This window comes from Bacillus mycoides, assembly GCF_018742245.1.
In the GTDB taxonomy this organism is placed as follows: domain Bacteria; phylum Bacillota; class Bacilli; order Bacillales; family Bacillaceae_G; genus Bacillus_A; species Bacillus_A cereus_U.
In genome coordinates, this window is the sequence record NZ_CP036132.1 from 2,444,344 (window position 1) to 2,466,453 (window position 22,110).

A 22,110-nucleotide genomic window follows, 5' to 3' on the forward strand; every position below is an offset into this window, starting at 1 on the left:
ATTTATCTTTAAAAGATATTTTTGACAAAATAAAAAAGCCTGAAACTCATATAAGATTTCAGCAGTCTCAAAACGTTACAATCCATGCAGCTATAGACATAAATAACAAAATTATATTAAAAAATCTAACAGGCGGGAAGTAAAACACTTTACGTTGTCCATGACAATAAAATTAAAGTTCCTGCATTAAGTTCACTAGTTTTAAAAACAGAGAAACCGATTAAATAAATGAAAAAAGCGAAGTGACGGTTATTTTCACTTCGCTTTAAAAGTTAACTCAGTATAATTTCACATACTGTAATTATATTACAATTTAATAAACAAAAAGAGAAGAACTCACCAAGGTTCTTCTCTTTTTTATGTGTAATTAGGGTATCCATAACTGTAGATATGGATAGTGTAGATTAATGGATGAATAATTTACTCTTAAAATTATAACAGAACAAATAAAGAATTTTATATGTAATATTGCATAAGAAGGGTAAACAACAATAATTTCTTTTCATAAAAATAAGCCCCTGGTGAAAATGATGAGTATCCCTTTTCCATATGAAATGAACTTGGTATAAAATGAAAGATTACAAGTATAAGATTCTATACTTAGTAATCCCTCGCTTTAAGGTATGTCTTTGGGGAAGTGTGGGGAGTTCAATCGATTCCGAATAAAATTGATAGTATCAGTAGCAATTTTTTTACGTTTAAGAACAATCCCGGCATGTCCACATGTATAAATATATCTTGTAGGTCTTTCCCAGGATTCCCACAAATAGTCCGTATCCTCAGAGTGCACATATAGATCGTGCTTACCTGAAATTAATAAAATATTTTCTTTTTTTACTTTTGGTAACGCTTGACTCGGTTCAGTGATTTTCCAATAATCTATTAATTCATCATACGTTACACCATGGTGTTCCAAGTCTTCTCTAATAAATCTACCTGGATTTGTCTTCCAAATTGAATAAGAAAGTCGATTTGCGTAGAAAATGGATGCTAATACATCAATTTCTGGTTCAACAAGAGATGTTAGGTTAGTAATAACCCCACCTAAACTGATTCCTATTAGAATCAGGGGACCATTTTTATTTGCTTTAATCCATTTGATCAAAGTTCGTAAATCAGCTACCGCTTGTCTGGTTGCTTGTACAGTTCGTTCAATATTGGCACTTACCATGTACTCTCCACTAAATAAGGATTGGTTGGGTTTTCTTTCAAAATGATATGGTAGAGTGAAATAATACATATTCCACCTCAAGTTGGTCATATGGTCGTGGAATATTTTTTTTACACGTTCGTTAGAATCCATTCTCCAACCATGAACAAAGATGACATGAGGCGCATTTTCATTTTTATGTAAGAATAATTCTCCAGTTACAGAATCGTTGCGTGAATCATCAGATTGAACCGAGCTTTTATATTTGAATTGTCCAACCATGTATTCCTTTTCCTGTTTTGAATGCTTAATGTTAAAATGAATATCAGATGGTTTTACTTTATAAAAAAATTCTATGTCCTTTATATCTAGTGAGGTGTTAGAAAGAGAAGTATACTGAAACTCTACACTTCTTTTTTTGTGCAAATCATACAAGGCGTATCGATCAATGAGTTTTGAAAAAATCAAATTAACCTCCTCCAAAATACATATTGTTTAAAACATGGACAAAATTTATGTTTTATTTATGCTGTAAATTAATTATAAAATATTCTTTTCCCCTAATATTAGGTGATTAAATTACAAAAACAGGTAATGAATTTGTATATTATATTATAAAGCTAGTAATAAAATAAAACTATAAATAATTTATACTAAAATCTAAAAAGCAAGTTAATATTCTCATTCATAAAAGAGAACATTAACTTGCTTATTTTCGTATCAAAAGGTACACCTTGAAGTGACGTAATTTATATGAAAAACAACGTGACAATTTGTATGTCTAATACAGTGATAGTTACCATAATTTTCGAAGCCTATAGTTAATTAACCTTACAATATGCGTCTTTTTGGTATATAAATAGCTATATTCATTAGAGAAAGAGTTTTAATCCTTCATGAGAATCTTTAAACCCTAATTTCTTATAAAATTGTAAAGCTTCTTGTCGTTCTTTATCTGTTGTTAACTGTACTAAATGACACCCCCGTAATTTAGCACGTTGAATAGCCCATTTAATAAGTTTACTTCCTATACCTTTACCACGTTTTGATGAGGCTGTCCGTACACCCTCAATTGTAGCTCTCCAACCCCCTTGACGTGCAATGTAAGGCGTAAATGTAATTTGTTGAAGACCAATAATCTCTGTCCCATCACATGCTACAATCAACTCGTTATTTGGATCACAATCAATAGCATGAAATGCTCTTATATAACTATCAGGAAGTGGTGTTTCATAGCGTTCTCTTTTATTTCCTAAAACATCATCAGCAAGCATTTTTACAATTTCATCTAAATCATCTACCGTTGCAATCCTAAATGTTATAGTTTCTGTCACTATCAAAAAACCTCCTTAATGTATGCACTTGTTACTTTTATTTTACTTGTTTAAATACAATAGGTTAAATTATAAAATATTATGAGTCTCTATAACTTTTTCTTATAGATAGCATAAAAGCCTAACTTATAAAATTATAAGTTAGGCTTTTTAACACAATATTATTATTAGAAAATCCGACCAACTTCAATAAAACTCCATATTCTTTAATGAATTTTCATATTTAACAAACACACATAGAACCATTCAAATAGGGTGCTTTTTATTTGTTGTATAGAAATTACGTAATAAACATGGATTTGTATGCTCTCATTCAATGAATCTTAACCTCTAACTCTAAGGACTGCCTCTTTATCAATATTCAAAAACGATTACGTTTTTGGATTAGTGTTCCGGTTTTTCTTGACCAGCTTATTGAATAACTACACATAAACTCCTTATATCTCTAGATAAACTACCGATTAGCTCCATATAGACTCTAGATAACCTATATAGAATATAAGTTATCAAGGAGGTAAGAAAAAATGAACTTTATGAAACGAGCAATTCTCAGTATGAAAAAAAGAGTAGGAACATCATTAATTTTGATGGCAGTCTTCCTAATTGTTACAAATTTAGTGTTGGCAGGATTCACAATCCAAAATGCATCCCAAAAAGCTGCGGATGCAGCAAGAAAAAAACTAGGTGCAGATGTTACTTTAGGTCTTGATTTTGACAAATTAGGTCAACAAGCTAGGGAAACTGGAGAGATGCCTAAGCCGCCGCAGCTCAACACAAAAGAAGCAGATCAATTAGCGAAGTCAAAGTATGTAAAAGACTATAATTACATAACCAATACTTTCGGAATTTCTGATGGACTTAAACTAGTAGGAGCTTCAGAAGGAGAAGAAGAAGGAAAAGGAAAAGGTAAAGTGGGAATGGCGGCTGTACGAGGCGGTTCAAGCTCCGGTACAGAAATAGATATGAATGCTTCTTTTATGATTGAGGGAGTTCGCAAGACTGCATTACAAGAAAGTTTTAAGAATGGAAAAAGTAAAATCATTGATGGGAAACCAATTACAGAACAGATGAAAGATCAAAATGTAGCTTTAATGGAAAAACGATTAGCGGAATTAAACAATTTGAAAGTAGGAGACAAAGTTAAAGTGCAATCAGGGGATAAGAAGGAAACCCTCGAGGTTGAAATTATCGGTATTTACGAAACGAATGAGCAAGCAATGGGTCAACAGGCCCCTCCTATAATGGATCCAGCTAATAAACTATATATGCCGCATTCAACTATGAAAAAATTAGAAGTAGATCAAGGTATAAGTAGCATTCAAGTCGTGTATTTCTTGAAAGATCCACAAAACATTGAAGCATTTAAAAAAGAAGCAAAAAAATCTGATATTGATTTTAATTATTATAAATTAGATGCACATGATTCATTGTACAAACAAATGATTGGTCCTATCGAAAATATCTCTTCTACTTCTCAAATGATTATTTATATTGTATCGATTGCAGGTGCGATCATTTTAGGGTTAATCATTATGCTATCAATTAAAGGACGTCGTAAAGAAATGGGAATTTTGTTGTCTATTGGAGAGAAAAAATGGAAATTGATGGCACAGTTCGTAGTAGAAGTAGTATGTGTCGCTATTTTAGCATTTGGATTATCCATAACAACAGGAGCTAAAGTCTCTCAATATATAGGGGATAATTTACTTTCGAGTGAAATTGCTACAGCGAGCGAAGAAACAGACACCCCACAAAATGGTACTGTAATGATGTCTGGACCTGGTGGTACTCTACAAAACCAAAAAGAAGATCCAATTGATAAAATTGATGTAAGTGTAACAGGAGAAGATGTAGGGAAAATGGGGGGGATCGGACTAGCTATTGCTATATTAGCAACGCTTCTTCCAGCATTATCTATTCTACGCCTGAATCCAAAACAAATTCTTTTAAAAGATGAATAAGGAGGCTCGATATGGAAACGATTTTACAATTTAAAAACTTAGATTATTATTATGAAAGTAACGGAAAAAAAGTAGCGATACTAGACAATGTTAACTTTTCTTTTCAAAAAGGACATTTCTACACGATTCTAGGACCATCCGGATCTGGTAAAACCACTACTCTTAGCTTAGGTTGTGGGCTAGACATACCTAAAAATGGTTATGTACTGTTTAATGGAAAGGATATTCGAAAAATTGGTTTAGATCGGTACCGTAATCAAAATGTATCGGTAATTTTCCAATCTTATAATTTGATTACCTATATGACTGCTCTTCAAAATGTCCTAACAGCAATGGAAATTACAGGTGTTAAAGTGCAAAATAAAACGGCAAGGGCATTAGAATTATTAGAGAAGGTAGGACTTACAGAAGTAGAAGCGAAACGAAACGTCCTGCAACTTAGTGGTGGGCAACAACAGCGTGTAGCAATCGCTCGAGCGTTATCTTGTAATGTTGATTTATTGATTGCGGATGAGCCGACAGGAAACCTCGACGAAGAAACGGCAATGGATATAATAGAACTGTTTCAAGAACTTGCACATAAAGAAAATAAATGTATTATTGTTGTGACGCACTCACAGGAAGTTGCTAAAAAATCAGATCGTGCAGTCTATTTAAGCAAGAAGAAGTTGGTAGTAAACGAAATTTAATATAAACACCCTAGTTTTTTAATTCACATAATTTTCGAAATCAGTTTCTTCAAATATTTATATTTGATATATAATAAAGCCAAGCCATAATCAAAATGGTCTCCCTGCTTTGAATGTTAAGATAGTTTGTTGTTCCCTTTTTAACAATATTTGAAAAAGAACTTGTAGGATTTTCTACAGGTTCTTTTTGTTGCTCTTTCAATTTCAAGTCGAATTATGTTTTGAACAGCTATTCCTGTTAATGATTTTAGATCATCGTTTTCATATGACCAGTAATAAGTTTTCTATGTAAAATGGAATGCTACGAATAGTGGATCATTGCGATGATATTTTGGATATACAGGTTCAGGAATAGCTTTATATAAACTTTGTCCATTGAAAAGTGCTGTGGAAACAGTCAGTCTTCATATGAAAAATGAATTCTTAGCGTTTAGATAAGTACAAGTCTAACTATATGTGCCGTAAAGTAGGAGCAGCTTAAATTCATTACTATGATTTATTCGTTACTTTTAAAGAATCTAACACTATTTTGGTTGCGTCTGCAATAAGTTTATCATCGTATTTCGCATCCTCTTTAGCGTGATTAGAAAGTATCGCAAGAACAATTGGCTTTTTATTTGGTGGCCAAATGATTGCGATATCATTCCTTGTTCCATAAGACCCAGAGCCAGTCTTATCGGCTACTTCCCATTCTCCTGGAACTCCAGCACGAATTAAGTTGTCCCCCGTAGTATTTCTTTTCATCAAATCTATTAAAAAGTTCTGTTTCTCAGTTGAAAGTATATCACCTAGCGCGTATGTTTGAAGACTAGTAGCCAATGCCTTTGGGGTACTAGTATCATGAGTGTCTCCTGGTTGCACTTCGTTTAATTCTGGTTCAAAACGTTCAGGATTTGTGACAGTATCTCCTATTTCTCTCAGTGTTTTTTTGAATTCACTTGGCCCACCTAATTGTTTAAGAATAAGATTTTGTGCAGTATTATCGCTATATCGAATGGAAGCATCCGCAAGCTCTTTTAGAGTCATACCTGTATCTACATATTTTTCAGTAATTGGATTGTAATTCACAAGATCTTTGCTAGTATATTTAATTCTTAGATCTAAATCTTCTATTGATTTCTTTTGTAACAGTGCTCCCACAGCAAGGGCTTTGTGGGTAGATGCGTATGCAAACCGTTCATCTGAACGATAAGTAACGGTTTGATTCGTACCTGTGTCCAATGCATAAATACCAAGTTTAGCATCATAATCTTTTTCAAGCTTAACAAAAGATTGATTACTTATATGTTCTTGTTTGGTTTGTTTAGGGGATTCAGATTGAATATTACTATTGGAACAGCCTATAAGCGTTACACATGAAAGTAATACTACAGGTAACATCTTTCTATAATGCGAAATGTGAAAAAACTTCTTTGAAACTATCATACATTTTCAACCTCTTTCAAGAATATATGGATTTTGTATAGGTATTTTACATACCTATACAATTAACAAATGCACAGGATAGCACTCATCTTGTGTTTCTTGCATTACAAAATGAGAGAACTACCAAAAGCACCTTTTTTATACGTAATAGACAATCTAAGTAACACATTTGTTCCATTTATGATTAAGGTTTTGAATATATCCATTAATTTTATTTATAAGAATCACAAAATCCACCTTTTTTGCACGCCACTTAATTTAATGTGGATTTAGATTGAGTTTACCTCGTAATGGGAATTTCAATTGGATTGCGCATATATAACAACCTCGTTCCGGACAGAATAAGTAATAACAACTACTGATTTCATTTTAAGTGAGGTGTTATACGATACATACGACAAAGCAAAAAAGACTTGTGGTGCAAAGTATAACTACATTTAGTCTACTAATAACGACTATCTTTACACCCATGCTTATTTACATTGTTTATGGATTACAGATTTCGAAAGGCTTTGAGGGATACTGGCCATCAATCCTGTTTTATACAACTTATATGACGGGTGTGTTTATCTGGATACCTATTGTGAATAAGGCTGGGATTCGCCGCTCCTTATATTGGACTGTTTCTATTCTGATAGTATCATTACTTAGTGTTACTTTCTTTGGATGGAGTTCAAGATGGCTAGAAATAAGTGCGTTAGTTTCTGGTTTTGCAGTTAGTACAATTTCTACCATGACGAGTACTTTATTGTTTCTACATGTGGAAGGCGGGGGAAAGGTTTATAATAAAAATCAACAAGCGATTATTATTGGTATCGTTTTTCTTTTACTAATAATCGTTTTGTTAGCGATTAGTTTTTTATCGCCGCCGCTGATAACATGCATATATGGGATTTGTTTAATCAGTATCCTTTTTGCTATAAAAAAAATGCCGAGAACAGAGTTAGCCAAAGGGCTTTTACCTATCTCCATCGTATCGGTTGTAGGAAAGTTTCTTTTTGTCTCAATGCTTATTCTTTTGATTCGAACAAGTCGTAACATAAATAATGAACAATATATTTTTTATTTTTTTCTACTTTCTATAGCGCTTATTTGTTTCATGTTTTTGAGTTTGTTGAAAGGAAAGTTCTTTCATAAACTTTCATCTTCTTTACCAATTCGCTTAAAGGCAGAATCATTTTTACTTGGATTAGGAAATGGATATTTATTTTTGATGGGTATTTTTTATAGTTTTACTTTCTATAACATGTTAACCTGTATTTTCATTGTAGTTGGACCATACCTATTAGGGATTTTGATGTCCATATTTTTAGATATCAAAGCTGCTAAGAAAGTTAATCCAATCCATTTGTTTTTAGTAAGTACTTTAATCATGATATTCGGGTTTTATTCTCCAATATTTATAGTCCTTAGCGTTACATTTGGGAGCTATGCCATTAATAGTATTTCTTCTCAAAATAATATGAAAGTATATATGGTGAATGCTACACATAGAGAGCTTTCTTTACTCATTTACACAACATGGAGAAATATGGGGAATATATTTTTACAATTTTTTATATTGATTGTGATTGTGGGAGTAGGGGTGTTTTACGATGTCGAATGGTCGCAACTTTTCCAAACAATTGTTGGGAAGGGTCAAATGCAGATTGAAGGGTTATCCGTACAACGATTGATGTTTATGTTAGCAATTTGCTGTTGGCTTGGCATGGTGGGCTTAGGTATGTGGATTGGTAAAAAAGCTAATCCCAATATTGCTTAAAAAGTAACTCGAAAAATATCAATACTAAAACTACAAAAAACAAACAAACTCGTCCTACTAAGAGGGGAGTTTGTTTGTTTTTTGTTTAGATAATGGAATGTTCATGCTAAATTGTACACTACGTTCCATATTCTTTATAGAATACTTTATATCTAACGTTTCAAGAATTTGTTTAACAATATATAACCCCAAGCCACTTCCTCCAGTATTTCGATTCCTTGATTTTTCAATTCGATAAAATGGTTTGAAAATTTGTTGTATATTCTCTTCTTTAATATTGACACCTGTATTCATAATTTGCATTTTGATTTGACCTTGTTTAGAATCCTCACTTAACTTTATATAGACTTTTTCATTATGTGGTGAATACATAACTGCATTATGGATAATATTTTTACATGCTTTTTCAAAAAGAACACGATCTGTATAAACAGAAAGATCAGAATCAATTTCTTTTATTATTTGGATGCTTTTTTGAGAAGCAAAAAATTCGAGATCTTTTGTGATTGTATCTATTAACTTCGAAAGATTAACTTCTTCTACTTTTAGTTTAAAGGTGTGTTGTTCTAATTTCGACATGCTTAAAATTTCACGAACTAATTGTTCCATACTTTCAATAATTTGATGATTTTTCTTTAAATATTGATCACGATTTTGATAAGGGCCAATATTGTATATCATCCCTTCTAAGTATCCTTTCATTACAGTAAGAGGGGTCTTTAATTCATGTGCTACAATCGCAAAAAACTCTCTGCGTTTTGTTTCTATTTCTCGTTCTTTTTCAATATCATTTTTTAATTGTTGATTTGCTTTTTTTAAATCAAACATAGCTTGTTGTAAGTTAATAGACATGTCATTCAAACTATTAGATAATTCTCCTAACTCATCTGTAGAGCGAACCTCAATTTTTTCGGAGAAATCTAAATTTGCCATCTTTTGTGCACCCTCATTAATATAAATAAGTGGTTTTGTAATAAACCTGGAATAGAAATAAGCACTCCCTACACCAATTATGAGTACAATGATACTAATATAGGGGAGAAAGCGTACTAAAACCTGTGAAGCTTCATCAATTGGTTGAAATGTAGCAAAGACTATAAGCGTTAAACTACCATCTTGGAATTGAATTGGTTTCGTAACGTTATATGAATTGCTAAGGGTACCTGCATTCTCGAACCGTGTCGCTCTAGTAACTACTGTTGTTTGCGAACCACTTTGAGTAAAAGAAAATGAAGGAGAGTATTTAATTATTCCCTCATTATTTTGAAGATAAAGCATCGCATTATTTTTTTTTGCATATTCATCAAAAAGTGGTATCGCATCTTGAAACGTAAGATTTTTAGACTTATCAATGATTTCTTTTAGCCCTGTTTGAAGTTGATCTGTTTTGTATTGCTCATAAAACGTAGGGAGAAAGAAGTATAAAGTTAAATAAATCAATACTGCAAAGGATAACAAAATGAGAGAGGTAGTCATAAAGAGTTTATAAGTAATTTGCTTCATCTTCATGATTTTCACAATACTATTCATCAATTTTATAACCAATACCCTTTATTGTTTTAATATAAGGGATAGCTAACTTTTTACGTAGGTTTTTAATATGTGTATCAATTATTCGTGTTTCTCCAAAATAATCGTACCCCCAAACTTTTTCTACGATATTTTCTCTTGTGAGTACTTTTCTCTCATTTTGAAATAGTAGTTGTAGAATTTCAAACTCTTTTGTCGTTAATAAAATTTCAACGTCATTTACATATACTCTATATGCATCAACATCGATACGCACTTCTTTAAATACCAAATGATTATTTACATTTTTATCATAACTTCTTCTAAGTACCGCTTCGACTCGTCTAATCAAAACATGAAACGAAAAGGGTTTTGTTATATAATCATCGATTCCAAGATCAAACCCTTTCATTTGATCTTCTTCCTCTTCTAACGCAGTTAGCATAATAATTGGTACGTTTGACTGACTTCGAATCATCTTGGATACTTCAAATCCATTAAGATTGGGCATCATTACATCTAAAAGAATTAAATCAAAGGATTGCTTATTAAATTGTGTCATACCCTCTAATCCATCTGATGCAACTACAACTGTATACTGTTGTGTCATTAAAAATTGTTTAATTAATTCCTGAATTTCTTGATCGTCTTCTACCACGAGAATATGATAGTTTTTCATAATATCACCTCTGGTAGTCATTATAGCCTTACTATCTGGAGTTTATGTGGAGATGAATTAGGATACTTCACAGGACGGTTATTGTGTTAGCTCCACGTTCAATAAAATGAACGATTAATATTTAAGTAAAACTAATGTATAATAATGTGAATTGCATGTAATTTCTTAAAACTGTATGAAAATATACTTTTGCTTCTTTACCAGAAGGGGAAAAGGAAATGAATTTCAATATAAAAGAAGCTACCGAAATACTAGAGCGCGTGCCACAAACTTTGGAGTTTTTTATCTAGTTCTCTGTTTAATCGTTAATCGCCTAAATAACAACTCTCTTGGTAAACCAAAAGTTTAAAGGTATGAATTAGGGATGATTTATATAATGCGAGAAAGGTTGTGAAATTATTTGAGGGGTTATAAAGCAATGCTATTTGATTTAGATGATACGTTACTTGATAGGGATATGGCAGTAGATAAATTGTTCTCCATTATTTTAGAGAAGTTTTATGAGGACGTTAAGCAACATGCAGTAAAAAACATTATGTTACAGAAATTCAAAGAATATGATAAAAAAAGCTATGGTCACAGTGATAAAGTAATGGTTTTGGAAGCATTTTTTAATGAATTCCCATCGAAATATAGATTACCACGCAATAGCATTCAAGATTTTTGGAATAATAATTTTCCCAAATGTTTTTCTATAAATCAAAGTACTATTAATATTATAAATACTATAAAGTTGCATGTTAAAGTTGGAATTATAACAAATGGATCAACTCAGAGACAAAAAGCTAAAATAATTAACACGAATTTGAATCGTCATTTTGATACAATCATTATTTCTGAAGAAACGGGATTTAGTAAACCTGACAAACGCATATTTGAATTAGCATTAAAGAAGCTAAATGTGCAACCAGAAGATGTACTATTTGTTGGAGATGACTTAGAAAAGGATATTGCTGGTTGTCAAAATGTAAATATAAAGGGTATATGGTTCAATCCTAATATGATTAAGAATAACACCGACACAAAACCGTATGCTGAGATTACTTCTTTTGATAATTTATTAAGTTATTGTGGAGAGATAAATTTTCAAAAATAGTAAAAATATAGATTACCCTTAATTTCATTGACCGTATGAGAAGTTTTAAAACAATATTTATTTACGATGATATAGAGGTTATTGAGCCAGGGGCAAATTATTTATGTGTGTTAATGAAGATCTACGCAGCATGTTTAATATATACTTTATAAATTATAGAGGAGTGAGACTATGGAAATAAAGACAGTAATAATTGGCGGAATAAATATTGCCGTCGTCAGAAACGATACAGTATTAATATCCGACGTTCAATCTGCATTAGATCTCATGGCAACAGTTCAATATGAAGCGGATTCAAAGCGGATTATTATCAAAAAATCGTTAATAAGTGAAAGTTTCTTTGACTTAAAAACACGTCTTGCGGGTGATATTCTTCAAAAGTTTATAAATTACAGAGTAAAGATTGCTATCGTCGGGGATTTTTCTATGTACACTAGTAAAAGCTTAAAAGATTTCATTTATGAATGTAATAAAGGTAAGGATATTTTTTTCTTAGCAACTGAGCAACAGGCAATTGAAAAGTTAAGCTCATTGAAGTAAATGGTATAAAATGTATTTCGAAAGAGGCATCCGTGAAGGTGCCTCTTATTTGTATTTTTATATAAATATGTTTTTCAAATTTAAATTTTGTACCGGTACAGTAACTGCAAATGTACATTGTTACAATATCCCTTCAAATTTACAATCAGCATATATTATTTTAACTTATAACGTATTAAGGGGTGCTGAATATGACAAAGTTACAAAATCAACTCTTTACAAGATTAAACCTTGAAAAACGTACTGAAATAAAATTTGAAGAATTAAGTACAATGCTTTTTGCATTTGCGCATACAATCCCGTTTGAGAATTTAGATGTAATAGCAAGTAATGCGAATACAATTTCTATGGAAAACCTACAAGAGAAAATTTTAACTAGATCCCGCGGCGGACTTTGTTATGAATTAAATACTCTTTTTTACTATTTTTTAAAAGATAGTGGTTATGATGTACAACTCGCACTAGGTACCGTATATAAAAATGATATAAACGCTTGGGCACTTGAAGATGGGCATATAACAATTATTTTAAATTACAAAAACGTAAGGTACTTAATTGATGTAGGTATTGCTTCATTAGTACCTCTTGTGCCAGTACCGTTTACTGGCGAGCTTGTTTCTTCTAAAAACGGTTCGTATCGAGTAAGACAAAAAGATACGAGTAAAGGAAACTATGTTCTAGAAAGAATAGATGTTGATGGAGAATGGAAAGTTTGTCATGCTTTTTATAAACATATTATTGATGAAACAGTAGTAAACGATGTTCAAAGAAGAGTGATAGAAGATGAGAAATCTATTTTCAATAAAGGACCTATTGCAGTCAAATTGACGGATTTCGGTCATATTTCTTTAACAAATACAAGTATAACTGAAATTAATTGTGGTCAAAAAACTAAGCGTGAAATTACAGAAGATCAATATAGAGAATTATTATATATTTTATTTGCTATTAAGTTATGAATAAACAAATAGCCAATTCTTATTCAGGATCGGCTATTTTTATTATTTTTGGTTTAAATGGTTTTCGTCTGATATGTTTCGGAAACTGCGGTATAGTTAATGTTTTTAACGTTTCTTCAGCTTCTTCATATGTATGAAAAACTGGCTCTTTTCCATCATCTCCTTGCAAAACTAGCCCTTCATCTCGGATTACATACGGCATAAAACCACTCCTTATAGTAAAAAATTATGGTCTATTAAAACAGAATGATAAGATTTCAAGTTTAATTTTCTTAATAGATATAATACACTAGAACAGTATAAAGAAGTATATAAAATGAATATTGGATGTAAAGGAAGATTATAATGTCAGTTATTGATAAATTGAAACTAAATAAGTATACAAATATGGTCGTAATTAACGAACCAAGTGATTATGACATTTTCACAGGTAAAGAAACTTCATTTTCAAAAGAACATGATGCTGTTTTTATTTTTGTAGAAACGCTTGATGAGATGGTAGAGCATACAAATTTCATTATTAAAAATGAAGAGTTGTTACTTGAGAAAGGTTATGTCTTTTTTGCTTATCCGAAAAAAGGTAATGCTCGTTACAGTACTTTTATTCATCGTGATGAAATGTTTCCAGCGTTAAATGTTGGAGAAGATGGATATGTAGGAAATAGTGATATTAAATTTGCGCGAATGGTAAGTATGGATGACGTTTTCACTGTTGTAGGTTTAAAACGTGAAAAGAAAAAAGCGAAGAAAACACCTGCAGCAAGTCAATGTGTTGCTGATTATGCAGATCGTATTCAAGATGTGGAAGCATTATTGGCTAATCATCCAGCTGAACTTAAGTTTTATCAAAGTTTAACTCCTGGTTATCAAAAAGATTGGGCACGTAATTTATTTTCTGTGAAACAAGAAAAAACACGCGATAAACGTCTTGAGAAAATGATTGAAATCCTTTCACAAGGCTATAAAACAATTGAATTATTCCGTAAGAAGAAAAAATAATGATTAGGAACGTCACAATGATGCAACAATTAATTACGTTGAGCACATTGAAAAAAGGATTCCTTTCAGTATACTAAAGTATGTTCTTATATTTAAATAATTAGCAAAAGAGAAAAGGTGTTTGAAATGAAATCGTATATTGTAGTTGGAGCTGGAATTTTAGGAGCATCTACTGCTTATCATCTTGCTAAGGCTGGTGCGAAGGTTACTATCGTTGATCGCCAACAATTAGGTCAAGCAACTGACGCAGCAGCAGGTATTGTCTGTCCGTGGCTGTCGCAACGTCGTAATAAAGCATGGTATAAAATTGTTAAAGGCGGTGCACGTTACTATTCTTCGTTAATTCAGCAATTAGAAGAAGACGGTGAAACGGATACAGGTTACAACCGTGTAGGTGCAATTAGTTTACATACTGATGAGAAAAAACTAGATCAAATGGAAGAGAGAGCGTATAAACGCCGTGAAGATGCACCGGAGATTGGTGAAATCACTCGCTTATCAGCTGAAGAAACGAAAAAATTATTCCCAGCATTATCGGAAGAATATAGTTCTGTTCATATTAGTGGCGCTGCACGAGTAAATGGAAGATTATTACGCAAAGCATTAATAAGCGCTGCGAAAAAACATGGTGCAACTTTCATAAAAGGTGATGCAGTATTAGTCCGTGAAGGGAATCATATTACGGGAGTTAAAGTAAATGACGAAACAATTGTAGCGGAAAAGGTAATGGTAACTGCAGGCGCATGGGCGAACGAAATCTTGAACCCATTAGGAATTAATTTCTTAGTTACGTTCCAAAAAGGACAAATTGTTCATTTACAAATGGAAAATACAGCAACAGAAAATATGCCAGTTGTTATGCCGCCGAACGATCAATATATTTTGACATTTGACAATGGCCATGTCGTAATTGGTGCAACACATGAAAACGATACTGGATTTGACCACCGTGTAACTGCAGGTGGTTTACATGAAGTATTCCATAAAGCATTAACAGTTGCGCCTGGCTTGGAAGATGGCACAATGATTGAAACAAGAGTTGGCTTTAGACCGTTTACACCAGGGTTCTTACCTGTTATTGGACCACTCCCTAATTTTGAAGGTATTCTCGTTGCAAACGGATTAGGTGCTTCGGGTTTAACTGCGGGACCATACTTAGGATCAGAACTTGCGAAACTTGCGTTAGGGCAACCGATTGAATTAGATTTAAATGATTATGATGTTGCTGGGGCAATGGAATAGTAATCAACAAAAAAGATTAGGAGTGATTTCCTAATCTTTTTGTTATGTTATTTGGGCGTAACTAAGTATTTAGGGAGGTAGGAGTTCTTTTAAACAAGGGGTACCACCACATCGTTATCAAGCTAAGAAAATAGATAACCCACAAAACGAAAAATTTTTGCCTTTTATAGCAACGAAGTGCATTTTTATCATTTGAGGTATTAGAGAAGAAAGGTTGATTCGTTCAATATAGAGGCGAATATCAAACATATCCGAAATATAAACAATAGCCTCAAAAACTGGAGGCTATTCAATTTCACAATCTATTATGATTAATTACAATAAATAGGTAAGCTCTTTAAAGTCTGTCCCATCGCTGCATTCGTAAAATGATGAATAACATCAAAACCCTCAACTTGATGGATGTTAGCGAACCGTTCCACAAATGAAATTAAAGCGATAGACGGGATCCCAATTAAAGTTTTTTAAACCTAATTGGACTTACCATTAAGAGAGCGAGGATTAATGTAATCCATGCATTGCTATATGAAAACAATCCCATACCGGCCAATGGTAATCCAGCAGCTGGAATAGGTAATCCCTTAAAATATCCAATGGTTGGTTTTACACTAAATTTAGCTAATCTTAAAGCACCCATCGTTGGGAAAAGGATAAATGCCAAAGAAGTTAAAATAGATGGTGTTGCTATCGAATGAAATAGAAGTGCAGGCGCAACTCCGAAGCTAACAATATCAGCTAAGGAATCCAATTGTACACCAAACTCACTGTTCACTTTTAATTTTCTCGCAATTCTTCCATCAAGGAGATCTAAAACAGCTGAAAAGAAAATGAAAATGGAGGCTACTTCCAAATAGTCACTCATATTCATGGTAATTGAAAAAACACCGCACAATAAATTTCCAATCGTAAATAAATTGGGTACAGCTTTTACTATCTGATTGAACAAGGTTGTCCCCCCTAAGTTGATCAAACTTCACATTTATGTAGCATTTTCTATATATTCTTCCGTTATTCTTGAAAATATATGACCACTGTATGCTAAGTAAATTTCGACAAGAGGAAAGCCGATTTCCTGTACGTTATGTTGGTTTATAAACATGTTTAATCAAAGGTAAGTCTATTACTGCTGATTTACCTAATATAAAAAGCCCGTTTTTGAAAAAAAGAGTTATCAAAATAGGCTCTAAACATATTTTATAGAATCACTTTTTATAAAATATGTTTGATTATTTTCGGTACGCATTGTTGAACATTAGCACCCGATAGTTGAAGTGCCGAGTAGTCAAGCATTTTCCTCCGGTTGGTGGATAAGACCAACCACTCCTGTTTTAAATGTATTGATTTTTATAAGTTTAAGATTGATCTTGTCCGTAATTTCTTTAAATAAAGGTAGTCCATTGCCTAAGACTACAGGAAACATATTAATCCGATATTCATCAATCAAGTCAAATAGTTTACGAAATTTTGGTTTTCCGCCAGAAAAGATTAGTTAGATATCTTAATTATATAGTGGAACAAGATCGTCGTTTTATCAAGAAATATGTGCGTTCTATTTTGGGATTTAAGTCCTATAAAACAACATCTATACCCTAAAAGTTGCATTATATCTTCATATAGTCATAAAATTAATCTGTGGTCGAAAATGCGTAAAGAGCTGCTAGAATGAATTACTGAGAATACGAAGAATAAAGGAGAGAAACGGAGTAAAAACTAAAAAAATTAGATAAGGAAAATGGAGAGATGAATTAAATGTTAAAGATCATTAAACATTTAAAACCATTTGTTACTTCCATCATTGCAGTTGTATGTCTTTTAACTGTGCAGGCAGTATGCGATCTATCACTGCCAGACTATATGTCTAACATTGTCAATGTAGGGATTCAACAAAAAGGTGTAGAAAATGCAGTACCTGAGGTTATTCGTAAAAGTGAAATGGATAAACTTACGCTCTTTATGAATGAAAATGAGAAGAAAAAAGTAGCTGACAACTATGCGCTTTTAGATAAGAACAACCTCTCTCAAAGTGAACTAAAAAATGACTTAAAAGATTATCCACAGCTTGATAAAGAGCCGCTTTATAAGCTACATACAGAAGATAAAAATATAATTAACGAACTTAACAATATCTTTGGGAAACCAATGTTAATTACACAAGGAATTGAAAAAGGAGGCGCATCTGCTTTCCCTCCTGCTGCGACGGGTGACAACAAAACACCAGCGAAGCTTCCGCCAAATACAGATCCTTTTGCAATCATTGCGAAACTTCCTCAAGATCAAATCAATGCAATGAAAGAAAAGGCAGATGAAAAGTTTAAGAATATGCCAGGCAGCATGGTAACACAATCAGCCGTTTCATTCATTGGGAATGAGTATAAAAAGATCGGTATCAATATAGATAAGCTTCAATCTAATTTCATTCTTACTTCCGGCGGGAAAATGCTGCTTTTATCCTTAGTAAGTATGGCAGCTACCGTTATCGTGAGTTTACTTGCTGCAAAAGTAGCTGCTGGACTCGGCAGAGACCTTAGAAAGAAAGTATTCCGGAAAGTTACAAACTTCTCGAATGCGGAGTTTGATAAGTTTTCCACTGCATCTCTAATCACAAGAAGTACAAATGATATCCAACAAGTTCAAACACTTATGGTTATGATGCTTCGCATTGTATTCTATGCACCAATTTTAGGTATCGGCGGCATTATTAAAGTACTTACTACAGACCTTTCAATGGGATGGATTATCGCAGTTGCGGTAATCGCGATTTTAAGTCTAGTCATTGGTTTATTTAGCATCGCGATTCCTAGGTTTAAGCGTATCCAAAAGTTAGTAGATAAAATTAACTTAATCACTCGTGAATCTTTAACAGGTATGCTCGTTATTCGTGCTTTTAATAATCAAAAACATGAAGAAAAGAAATTTGAAAAAGGAAATCAAGATTTAACAAACACAAATTTATTTGTAAGCCGTTTAATGTCATTTATGATGCCAATGATGATGTTTATTATGAATGCCGTTACTGTACTTATTATTTGGGTTGGATCACACCAAGTGGATATGGGACATATGCAAGTTGGTGATTTAATGGCATTTATGCAATATACAATGCAAATCATCATGGCCTTCTTAATGATTTCAATGGTATCTATTATGGTTCCACGTGCTTCAGTTTCCGCACAACGTATCGCAGAAGTTTTAGATACTGACATTACCATTAGTGATGTAAAAGAGCCGAAAACATTTGCTTCAGACAAGAAAGGTTACGTTGAATTTAAAAATGTTGGCTTTAGATACCCAGGTGCAGAAGAAGATGTGCTTTCCAATATCACCTTTACTGCAAAACCTGGTGAAACGACAGCTTTCATCGGAAGTACAGGTAGTGGTAAATCAACATTAATCAACTTAATTCCACGATTTTACGATGTCACAAGCGGCCAAATATTAATAGATGGCACGGATATTAGAGAAGTATCTCAGAAGGAATTAAGAGAGAAAATTGGTTATGTACCGCAAAAAGGAGTTCTATTCTCAGGTACAATCGAGAGTAATTTGAAATACGGTAAGAAAGAAGCAACTGAAGAAGAACTCGCAAAAGCGGCAGAAATCGCGCAAGCTATGGAGTTTATTAACGAAAAACCTGAAAGCTTCCGTACAGAAATATCACAAGGTGGTACGAACGTTTCCGGTGGTCAAAAACAAAGACTTTCTATTGCACGTGCTCTTACGAAAAAATCGGAAATCTTCATATTCGATGATAGTTTCTCAGCTCTTGACTTTAAGACAGACGCAGCATTGCGCAGAGCTTTAAACAATGAGATTACAGGAAGTACTGTTTTACTTATTGCCCAAAGAATCAGCACAATCATGAATGCCGATAAGATCATTGTACTTGACGAAGGAAAAATAGTTGGAACTGGTACTCATGAAGAGCTTATGGAAAACTGTGAAGTTTATAAGCAAATTGCTTTATCACAACTTTCAAGAGAGGAGTTGTCATCATGAGTGATAAAAAAATAGAAAATAGAAAACAAGGCGGTCCTGGTCCTGGCGGTGGCGGTCCTATGGGTGGCGGCATGAGAAAGATTGAGAAGGCAAAAAACTTCAAAGGAACGATGAATAAACTCCTTCAATACTTGAAGCCCTATAAATTATCAATCTTAGTCGTTATCCTTTTCGCAATCGGTAGTGCAGCCTTTACAATCGTTGGTCCAAAAATTTTAGGAAATGCGACAACAAAACTTTTCGAAGGACTCGTAAGCAAAGTATCAGGAGCACCCGGTGCGGCCATTGACTTTACCTATATCGGAAACATTGTTATTTTACTTCTTGGATTATATATACTGAGCACTGTGTTTGGTATTATCCAGGGGTACATTATTTCTGGAGTAGCTCAAAAAGTATCTTATAACTTCAGAAAAGAAATCGACGAAAAAATTAATCGTATGCCGCTGAATTACTTTGATAAAACAACGCACGGCGAAGTATTATCGAGAATTACAAATGACATAGATACGGTGAGCCAAACGTTAAACCAAAGTATGTCGCAAATCATCACATCCGTTATTACAATCATCGGTGTACTTATCATGATGTTATCAATCAGCTGGCAAATGACATTAGTGGCGCTTTTAATATTGCCAGTATCGATGATTCTCATCATGGCAGTCGTAAAACGATCACAAAAATACTTCAAATCCCAGCAAGAATATTTAGGACACGTAAACGGTCAGGTCGAAGAAATTTATAGTGGTCACAATATCGTAAAAGCCTTTAACAAAGAAGAAGAAGAAGTAAAAAAATTCGAAAAGGTAAATGATACCCTTTATCACTCCGCATGGAAATCTCAATTTTTATCTGGAATGATGATGCCGATTATGACATTTATCGGTAATATCGGTTACGTCGCTGTATCTATTTTAGGCGGATGGCTTGCGGTAAAGAGAACCATCGCAGTTGGAGACATTTTAGCCTTTGTGCAATATGTTAGAAGCTTTACGCAACCAATCGCTCAAGTAGCGCAAATCGCGAACGTACTTCAATCCACTGCAGCTGCTGCAGAAAGAGTCTTCGAATTTTTAGAAGAAGAAGAGGAAGTGCCAGAAGCAGAAAATCCAGTGAAGCTGCAAAAAGTTCAAGGAGAAGTTACCTTCCAAGATGTTCAATTTGGATACAATCCAGATAAGATCATCATTAATAATTTCTCATCTAACATTAAACCTGGACAAAAAGTAGCAATCGTCGGACCAACCGGAGCTGGTAAAACAACGATTGTAAAACTGTTAATGCGTTTCTATGACATAAATAGCGGTGCAATATGTATCGACGGTCACGATATAAAAGACTTCACGCGAGAAGACCTACGCAACATGTTTGGTATGGTACTGCAAGACACTTGGCTATTTAACGGCTCCATCATGGAAAATATACGTTACGGTAGACTCGATGCTACAGACGAAGAAGTAATTGAAGCAGCGAAAGCAGCTCACGTTCACAGCTTCGTAAAAACATTACCAAATAAATATCAAATGGAACTAAACGAAGAAGCAAGCAACGTATCCCAAGGACAAAAGCAACTACTAACAATTGCACGCGCCCTTCTAGCGGATCCGAAAATATTAATACTCGATGAAGCAACAAGCTCCATTGATACTCGTACAGAAGTACTGATTCAAAAAGCGATGGAAAACCTTATGGAAGGTAGAACAAGCTTCATTATCGCTCATAGATTATCAACAATACGTGATGCAGATTTAATCCTTGTCATGAAAGACGGGGATATTGTAGAACAAGGTAATCATGAAGAGTTATTAAAAGCTGATGGTTTCTATGCTTCGCTTTATAATAGTCAGTTTGAAGGTGCGGATGCTTCTTGAGTTAGGTGTCCCGAAAGTCCATTTATATGACTAAAACCCACGGTGAAAATTCATTTTCTTCGTGGGTTTTTATCATTTTTAAGGTTCTGTTACAAAGTTTTTAAAAGTAAGCTAGACTTTTGCAAAACAGAGTGAGGAGCATGATAAATGGGATGTTTTAAAGGGAAACAATTTAAAAAGAACATTATTTTAGTAGCCGTCGGCTATTGCTGTCATTTTCCCTTAAGTTATCGAGATGTATCTGAGATTCTGAAAGAGCGTGTGATTTCGGTTCATCCTACGACGATCATGCGTTAGGCTCATGAATATGGAGACTTTATTTATCAAATCTGGAAAAAGAAAACCAAAACCTCCCAATCATTATGGCATTTAGATGAAACCTATATTAAATTCAAGGGAGAATGGTGTTATTTATATTTACTGTTTTAGGCGCTGCTGTGATCTGGATGGCGTCTTGTTTGTTGTTAAGGGATGATAAGGTGTGAAATAGATTTGAAATTTAAAGATTAGATAATAATATTATTACTTAAAAATGCAGAAAATAGACTAGTAAACAAGCTGTTTTTGTTTTTTAGCATAGAATATGATGAATCCTAGAGTTAAGAGGAGGTAATTATATTTATGGGATGTAATGGTAATTTTAGACGTTTCCGAGATTGTGATAGATTTTGGGATGATTTAATGTTTTGTAGACGTAGACATAGAGATTGTGATGACCGTCGTTGTAGACGTGACCATGACTGTGATTGTGATGAATGTCGTCGTGGACGTAATCATGATTGTGACTGTGATCGCGATAATCGTCGAGAATGGTAAATTCCTTTCAATGAGTGCGTTTCTTCACAGCACTCGTTTTTTTATTTATGGGTTTTCTGAACTCTTTATTGATGATATATAA

The 22,110-nt window shown here is 33.4% G+C and carries 19 protein-coding genes and 3 pseudogenes; 13 read left to right on the plus strand and 9 right to left on the minus strand.

The genetic code is table 11. The features are described 5' to 3' along the window. Positions 1-616: 616 nt before the first annotated feature. Together EXW56_RS12350 and EXW56_RS12355 are read right to left on the minus strand one after the other, a co-directional pair. Complete coding sequence (locus tag EXW56_RS12350) at positions 617-1,618, minus strand: alpha/beta hydrolase (protein ID WP_215597534.1); 1,002 nt, start codon at positions 1,616-1,618, stop codon at positions 617-619. 404 nt (positions 1,619-2,022) lie between these two features. Further along, on the minus strand, positions 2,023-2,484 hold the full coding sequence (locus EXW56_RS12355; protein ID WP_002200389.1) for a GNAT family N-acetyltransferase: 462 nt from the start codon (positions 2,482-2,484) through the stop codon (positions 2,023-2,025). Positions 2,485-3,008: 524 nt separating this feature from the next. Here EXW56_RS12355 and EXW56_RS12360 point away from each other — a divergent pair. Both EXW56_RS12360 and EXW56_RS12365 read left to right on the plus strand, forming a co-directional pair. Further along, positions 3,009-4,445, plus strand: a complete 1,437-nt coding sequence (locus tag EXW56_RS12360) for an ABC transporter permease (RefSeq protein ID WP_002200388.1) — start codon at positions 3,009-3,011, stop codon at positions 4,443-4,445. A gap of 11 nt (positions 4,446-4,456) precedes the next feature. After that, on the plus strand, positions 4,457-5,134 hold the full coding sequence (locus tag EXW56_RS12365; protein ID WP_002200387.1) for an ABC transporter ATP-binding protein: 678 nt from the start codon (positions 4,457-4,459) through the stop codon (positions 5,132-5,134). A gap of 182 nt (positions 5,135-5,316) precedes the next feature. Here EXW56_RS12365 and EXW56_RS27635 read toward each other — a convergent pair. Then, a pseudogene (locus EXW56_RS27635) lies at positions 5,317-5,496 on the minus strand (site-specific integrase); the annotation flags it as partial. Between the two features lie 127 nt (positions 5,497-5,623). Next, on the minus strand, positions 5,624-6,559 hold the full coding sequence (bla, locus tag EXW56_RS12370; protein WP_215597535.1) for a class A beta-lactamase: 936 nt from the start codon (positions 6,557-6,559) through the stop codon (positions 5,624-5,626). Positions 6,560-7,028: 469 nt separating this feature from the next. Between bla and EXW56_RS12375 the strand changes: the two genes are divergently transcribed. Next, a complete protein-coding gene (locus tag EXW56_RS12375) occupies positions 7,029-8,321 on the plus strand; it encodes a hypothetical protein (protein WP_002200385.1) in 1,293 nt (430 codons plus the stop codon). A gap of 57 nt (positions 8,322-8,378) precedes the next feature. Here EXW56_RS12375 and EXW56_RS12380 read toward each other — a convergent pair whose 3' ends face one another. Both EXW56_RS12380 and EXW56_RS12385 read right to left on the minus strand, forming a co-directional pair. Beyond that, positions 8,379-9,851, minus strand: coding sequence for a sensor histidine kinase (locus tag EXW56_RS12380; protein WP_002200384.1), 1,473 nt, complete (start codon positions 9,849-9,851; stop codon positions 8,379-8,381). Then, a complete protein-coding gene (locus tag EXW56_RS12385; RefSeq protein ID WP_000800741.1) occupies positions 9,844-10,509 on the minus strand; it encodes a response regulator transcription factor in 666 nt (221 codons plus the stop codon). Before EXW56_RS12385 ends, EXW56_RS12380 begins: the two co-directional genes overlap by 8 nt. 418 nt (positions 10,510-10,927) lie before the next feature. On the opposite strand from EXW56_RS12385, the gene EXW56_RS12390 reads away from it, so the two are divergent. From EXW56_RS12390 to EXW56_RS12400, 3 genes are all read left to right on the plus strand, one after another. Continuing rightward, a complete protein-coding gene (locus EXW56_RS12390; protein ID WP_002200382.1) occupies positions 10,928-11,605 on the plus strand; it encodes an HAD family hydrolase in 678 nt (225 codons plus the stop codon). 171 nt (positions 11,606-11,776) lie between these two features. After that, positions 11,777-12,145: a DUF4180 domain-containing protein gene (locus EXW56_RS12395; RefSeq protein WP_002200381.1), complete on the plus strand. Its 369-nt coding sequence runs from the start codon at positions 11,777-11,779 to the stop codon at positions 12,143-12,145. A gap of 191 nt (positions 12,146-12,336) precedes the next feature. Then, on the plus strand, positions 12,337-13,104 hold the full coding sequence (locus tag EXW56_RS12400; protein ID WP_002200380.1) for an arylamine N-acetyltransferase family protein: 768 nt from the start codon (positions 12,337-12,339) through the stop codon (positions 13,102-13,104). Positions 13,105-13,123: 19 nt separating this feature from the next. Here the strand turns inward: EXW56_RS12400 and EXW56_RS12405 are convergent, their stop codons facing one another. After that, positions 13,124-13,306, minus strand: coding sequence for a hypothetical protein (locus EXW56_RS12405; RefSeq protein ID WP_002200379.1), 183 nt, complete (start codon positions 13,304-13,306; stop codon positions 13,124-13,126). Positions 13,307-13,449: 143 nt separating this feature from the next. On the opposite strand from EXW56_RS12405, the gene EXW56_RS12410 reads away from it, so the two are divergent. Further along, a complete protein-coding gene (locus EXW56_RS12410; RefSeq protein WP_002200378.1) occupies positions 13,450-14,103 on the plus strand; it encodes a YdeI/OmpD-associated family protein in 654 nt (217 codons plus the stop codon). A gap of 126 nt (positions 14,104-14,229) precedes the next feature. Beyond that, the gene (locus tag EXW56_RS12415; RefSeq protein WP_002200377.1) at positions 14,230-15,345 is read left to right on the plus strand and encodes an NAD(P)/FAD-dependent oxidoreductase; all 1,116 of its coding nucleotides are present in this window, start codon (positions 14,230-14,232) and stop codon (positions 15,343-15,345) included. Between the two features lie 454 nt (positions 15,346-15,799). Here EXW56_RS12415 and pssA read toward each other — a convergent pair whose 3' ends face one another. Together pssA and EXW56_RS12425 are read right to left on the minus strand one after the other, a co-directional pair. Continuing rightward, positions 15,800-16,291 carry a CDP-diacylglycerol--serine O-phosphatidyltransferase gene (pssA, locus tag EXW56_RS12420; protein ID WP_002085344.1) on the minus strand — a complete coding sequence of 164 codons (492 nt, stop codon included), beginning with the start codon at positions 16,289-16,291 and terminating at the stop codon, positions 15,800-15,802. A gap of 336 nt (positions 16,292-16,627) precedes the next feature. Beyond that, positions 16,628-16,789, minus strand: a complete 162-nt coding sequence (locus tag EXW56_RS12425) for a dihydrofolate reductase family protein (RefSeq protein WP_269719450.1) — start codon at positions 16,787-16,789, stop codon at positions 16,628-16,630. A gap of 32 nt (positions 16,790-16,821) precedes the next feature. On the opposite strand from EXW56_RS12425, the pseudogene EXW56_RS12430 reads away from it, so the two are divergent. From EXW56_RS12430 to EXW56_RS12450, 5 genes and pseudogenes are all read left to right on the plus strand, one after another. Then, positions 16,822-16,929, plus strand: a pseudogene (locus EXW56_RS12430) (IS6 family transposase); the annotation flags it as partial. 165 nt (positions 16,930-17,094) lie between these two features. Then, complete coding sequence (locus EXW56_RS12435; RefSeq protein WP_215597536.1) at positions 17,095-19,341, plus strand: ABC transporter ATP-binding protein; 2,247 nt, start codon at positions 17,095-17,097, stop codon at positions 19,339-19,341. Continuing rightward, complete coding sequence (locus tag EXW56_RS12440) at positions 19,338-21,212, plus strand: ABC transporter ATP-binding protein (RefSeq protein WP_098988617.1); 1,875 nt, start codon at positions 19,338-19,340, stop codon at positions 21,210-21,212. The genes EXW56_RS12435 and EXW56_RS12440 overlap by 4 nt, the downstream gene beginning before the upstream one ends. A gap of 147 nt (positions 21,213-21,359) precedes the next feature. Then, positions 21,360-21,641: pseudogene (locus EXW56_RS12445) on the plus strand (DDE-type integrase/transposase/recombinase). Positions 21,642-21,833: 192 nt separating this feature from the next. Further along, the gene (locus EXW56_RS12450; protein ID WP_098988618.1) at positions 21,834-22,028 is read left to right on the plus strand and encodes a hypothetical protein; all 195 of its coding nucleotides are present in this window, start codon (positions 21,834-21,836) and stop codon (positions 22,026-22,028) included. Positions 22,029-22,110: the final 82 nt, after the last annotated feature.